The 4,520-nt window shown below is 64.6% G+C and carries 4 protein-coding genes and 1 pseudogene; 4 read left to right on the plus strand and 1 reads right to left on the minus strand.

Annotation, left to right across the window (positions count from 1 at the left end):
* From EOA29_RS26165 to EOA29_RS26175, 3 genes are all read left to right on the plus strand, one after another.
* On the plus strand, positions 1-1,243 hold a 1,243-nt coding region (locus tag EOA29_RS26165), incomplete at its 5' end, for a DUF445 domain-containing protein (RefSeq protein WP_145969802.1).
* Between the two features lie 67 nt (positions 1,244-1,310).
* Positions 1,311-1,739, plus strand: coding sequence for a phasin family protein (locus tag EOA29_RS26170; RefSeq protein WP_126093355.1), 429 nt, complete (start codon positions 1,311-1,313; stop codon positions 1,737-1,739).
* Between the two features lie 205 nt (positions 1,740-1,944).
* Positions 1,945-2,442 carry a MaoC family dehydratase gene (locus EOA29_RS26175; protein WP_126093356.1) on the plus strand — a complete coding sequence of 166 codons (498 nt, stop codon included), beginning with the start codon at positions 1,945-1,947 and terminating at the stop codon, positions 2,440-2,442.
* Here EOA29_RS26175 and EOA29_RS26180 read toward each other — a convergent pair.
* Positions 2,439-3,868: pseudogene (locus EOA29_RS26180) on the minus strand (PLP-dependent aminotransferase family protein). The gene EOA29_RS26175 and the pseudogene EOA29_RS26180 overlap by 4 nt on opposite strands.
* A 102-nt stretch (positions 3,869-3,970) precedes the next feature.
* Between EOA29_RS26180 and EOA29_RS26185 the strand changes: the two are divergent.
* Positions 3,971-4,520: DMT family transporter (locus tag EOA29_RS26185; protein WP_145969803.1), on the plus strand; the 550-nt coding region annotated here is incomplete at its 3' end.

The following is a 4,520-nucleotide window of genomic DNA, read 5'->3' on the forward strand; positions in this document are numbered from 1 at the left end:
GGCAAAGCTCTCGGCGTTGCGGCGGATCAAGTTCATCGCCGCCGCGGCGCTTGGCCTATGCATCCTTGTCTTTGGGCTCGCCACGTCTTTCCAGGGCAGCCATCCATGGCTCGGTTTCGTCGCCGCCTTTGCCGAGGCGGCGACAATCGGCGGCCTGGCCGACTGGTATGCCGTCGTGGCGCTCTTCAAGCGGCCGCTTGGCCTGCCGATCCCGCACACCGCCATCATCCCGGAGAACCAGCACCGCATCGCCGACAATCTCGGCCGTTTCATCGAAGCCAATTTCCTCGCGCCGGAGCCGGTGCGGGAAAAACTCGCCGAGGTCGATTTTGCCGGTCTCGTCGCCGACTGGCTTGCCGATACCGAACGCGCAGCGGGGTTGTCGCGATTCGTCGCGCGGCTGGTGCCGCAGACGCTTGCCGCGGTGGAGCAGTCCGGGTTGCGCGACTTCGTCACCAGCCGCTTGCTGGAGCAGATAGAAAAGGTGCCGCTGGCGCCTTTAGCCGCGGAGCTGCTGTCGGCGCTCATCGACGACCGCCGCCATCAAAGGCTGTTCGACGAGTTCATCAGGGTGGTCGGGCGTTTCCTGAATGACGAGAAGGCCCTGGCGGCGATGCGCGAAAAGATCCGCGAGGAATTACCGTCGCTGTTCAACCTGTTCCGCGCCGATGCCTATCTGTTGAAGAAGATCGTCGCTTCCGCGGGGTCGCTGCTCGAGGAGGTGCGGGCCGATCCCGATCATCCGATGCGCGCCGAATTCGACCGTTTCGCGTTTGCGTTCATCGAACGGCTGCGGACGTCCAAGCAATATGCAAGGCGTGCCGAGAAGCTGAAGCGCGATTTCCTTGGCCGTCCGGAAGTCAGGGCGCTGGCCGGAGACACGTGGGCCAGTCTGCGCCTGTTCATCGAGCAGGACGCCAACGCGCCGAATTCGGCGATCCGCGAGCATCTTGCCAATATGTTCGTCGAGGTCGGCCGGCATCTGGCCGACGATGCGCAGATCAGGGCCGACATGAACCAGGGCTTCGTCGTCGCGCTCGCTTCGTTCGTCGAGAGCCAGAAGAGCGGTGTGTCGAAATTCATCGCCGACCAGGTCAAGCGCTGGGATCTGGCCCAGTTGACGCGGCTGATCGAGATGAACATCGGCAAGGACCTGCAATATATCCGCTTCAACGGCATGGTGATCGGCGGCTTGGCCGGTTTGGTGCTTTACACGGCGGAGCGGCTGTTTCTCGTCAATTGACGCGGGCCGGCCGTGCACTATTCTCTCCTTAGGGCGCCGCAAGCGCGGCTGATCGGGAGGCGATGATATGGCGAAACGACCGGAATCCGACTCTTTCCTGGATATGTTCAGCAAATTCGGCCGCGACCTGAAGCTGCCGAATGTCGACGTTCAGGCAATCCTCGATCACCACCGCAAGAATCTCGAGGCTCTTGAAAAGTCGGCCAGGGCAGGTGCTGCCGGCGCGTCCTCGGTTTTGTCGCGGCAGCGCGAGATGGTGCAGGACGCGCTCAGCGAAATCACCCGGATGGCGCAGAACTACCAGGTTCCGGGCCATCCGCAGGAGTTGATGACGAAGCAGGTGGAATTCGCCAGGAAATCCTTCGAGACGACGCTGAAGAATGCCGGCGAGGTGGCCGAGATCGTCAAGAAGTCGGGCACCGAATCGATCGAAATCCTGCGCGACAGGATCAAGGATGCAATGGCGGAAATCCGCGCCGGCTATGACAAGAAGTGAACATCTGGCATACCTGTTCCAGTTTTCCGCATCGATTCAGGCATTTGAACAACCGACGGGCGCGGCTACACGGTCTCTGCCTGCCGTAAAACCGTCAACTCTATGAGCGAAATCCCATCTGGGAACGAAATCGGGGCGCCGCGAATTGACAGGAGCCGCCGGTTCGTGGTCGGGAGACGGGCAGGGAGCCACCGGGAAAGCAGGAATGACGGAAAATCGGCCGAGAACGCCGCCGACCTTCGAGCAGTTGCGCACAATGGCCGGCCAGGAGGTCGGCGTGTCGGACTGGACGACGGTCGACCAGCAGCGCATCGACCAGTTCGCCGAATGCACGGGCGACCATCAGTGGATCCATGTCGATCCCGAACGCGCCAAACGGCAGAGCCCGTTCCGCACGACGATCGCGCATGGCTACCTGACGCTGTCGATCATCGGGGCGCTGGCGCTGGAGATGGGCATCGTGCCGGAAAACACGCAAGCCGCTTTCAACTATGGCTTCGACAAGGTGCGCTTCCTTGCGCCGGTGAAATCCGGCGCGCGCATCAGGCTGCGCACGACGCTGCTTTCCATGGAGGACCGCGGCCCCGGCCAGTATCTGATGAAGGCCGCGAACACCGTCGAGATCGAAGGCGAGCAGAAGCCAGCGCTGACCGCCGAGACGCTGGTGATGATGTATGAGCGCCGCAAGCGGGCAGCAACCTAAGCAGCGCTGTCCAGGGGCGCATTTCCTCCCTTTGCCATCGCTTTTTCGAGCGCCCTGAAAATGCGTTCATCCCCGCATTGGGCGACGTTGAAGCGCATGAACCGGCCGGCGGTATGCGACAGGCTGAAGGCATTGCCGGGCGCCAGCACGACATTTTCCGCCAGGGCGTGACGAGCGATGTCGGCGGCGTCGATGCCGTCGGGCAGGCGGCACCATAGGAACATGCCTGTGGGCTGGTCGATCCAGGGCGTGATGCCCATCGCTGTCAGCTTGCCGGCGGTTTCGGCCATGGCGCTGGCCAGGCGGGCGCGCAGTTGTTCGACATGCTTGCGGTAACTGCCGTCCTTCAGCAGGGTCAGCACCAGTTCGGAGGAGAGCCGCCCGCCGCCGAAAGAGGTGGCGATCTTGAGGTCGATCAGCCCTTCCATCCAGTCACGTGGCGCGGCGATGAAGCCGCAACGCACCGAAGCCGAAAGCGTCTTGGAGAAGGAGCCGATCTGGACGACGCGGCCGAGGCCGTCAAAGGCCGCCAGCCGTGGTGCCGGCGTGTGCTCGAAATCGGCGAAGATATCGTCTTCGATGATGGCGAGGTCCGACTGATCGGCGAGCTTGAGAAGCCGGTGCGCAACGACCGGCGAGAGCGCCGCGCCGGTCGGATTGTGAAGCGCGGAGTTGGTGATGTAGAGGCGCGGCCGGTGCTCGGCGAGCGCTTGCGCGAAAAGATCGATGTCGGGCCCCGAAGGCGTCATGGGGACACCGACCACCTTGGCCCGATGGGCGCGCAGAAGCGCATGGAAATTGAAATAGCATGGATCGTCGACCAGTACCGTGTCGCCCGGCTCGAGCAGGAAGCGGCACAACAGGTCGATCGCCTGTGTTCCGGATTCGGTGAGCATGATCTGGTCGGGCGAAGCCTCGACACCGTGCGCCGAGAGGCGGCGGGCAGCAACTGCCGCAGCGCCGGCAGTCCGAGCGGCGTGCCGTAATCGGCGAGCGCTGCATCGTCGGTTCGGGCGGCGCCGCGCAAAGCCCGGCGCAAGGAGGCCTGCGGCATCCAGGAGGCCGGCAGCCAGCCGCAGCCGGGTTTCAGCGTCTCGCCGCCCGCCTCCAGCGACTGCCGCGAGACCCAGAGCGGATCGACGGCGCGGTCGAGGCGCGGGCCGATCTCGGCCAGCGACAGCGGCGCGAGCGGGCCGGCGGCATAGAAGCCGGAACCGGGCCGCGAGCGGATCATGCCTTCCGCCGCGAGCCTTTCGTAGGCCTCGACCACCGTCGACTTCGACACCTGCATGATGCCGGCGAAGGCGCGGATCGACGGCAGGCGCGCGCCAGGCGTCAGGACGCGCGCCGCGATCCGCTGCCGGATGGCCGACATGACCGTTTCGACGAGCGTTCGGCCGCCTGCATTCGGGTCAGGCCTGTCCATCTGTACTTCCCCGCAGACCATTACAGTTTTGCGAAATTGTACTCCATTGTCTCTGGTAACACCATGCGCCGCCCCGATACGGAAGCGCAAACGGAGCGGATGATGGACAAGAGTTTCAACGGCTGGCTCAGCGGCTTCATCGGCGTGCTGATCTTCAGCGGGTCGCTGCCGGCGACGCGTATGGCGGTGCTGGATTTCGACCCGACCTTCCTGACGTCGGCCCGGGCGGCGATCGCCGGCCTGCTCGGGATCGCGATGCTGCTCCTGTTCCGCGAGAAGCGCCCGGAGCGAGGGGACCTGGTTTCGCTCGTCGTCGTCGCGCTTGGAGTCGTGGTCGGCTTCCCGTTGCTCACGGCGCTGGAGCTCAAACATGTCACCGCCGCGCATTCCATCATCTTCGTCGGCCTGCTGCCGCTGGCGACCGCAATCTTCGGCGTGCTGCGCGGCGGCGACCCTCCGCGCCCGGCTTTCTGGCTGTTCTCATGCCTGGGCAGCGCGCTCGTCGCGGGTTTTGCCCTGACGCAAGGCGTGACCGCGTCACCGGTCGGCGACGGGTTAATGCTTGCCGCCGTCGTTGCCTGCGGGTTGGGCTACGCCGAAGGAGCGGCGCTGTCGCGCAAGCTCGGCGGCTGGCAGGTGATCTGCTGGGCGC

The organism is Mesorhizobium sp. M1E.F.Ca.ET.063.01.1.1 (assembly GCF_003998155.1).
In the GTDB taxonomy this organism is placed as follows: Bacteria; Pseudomonadota; Alphaproteobacteria; order Rhizobiales; family Rhizobiaceae; genus Mesorhizobium.

Coding starts and splice junctions, on each gene's coding strand:
- EOA29_RS26170 (WP_126093355.1), top strand. CDS start 1,311: ATGGCGAAACGACCGGAATCCGACTCTTTCCTGGATATGTTCAGCAAA.
- EOA29_RS26175 (WP_126093356.1), top strand. CDS start 1,945: ATGACGGAAAATCGGCCGAGAACGCCGCCGACCTTCGAGCAGTTGCGC.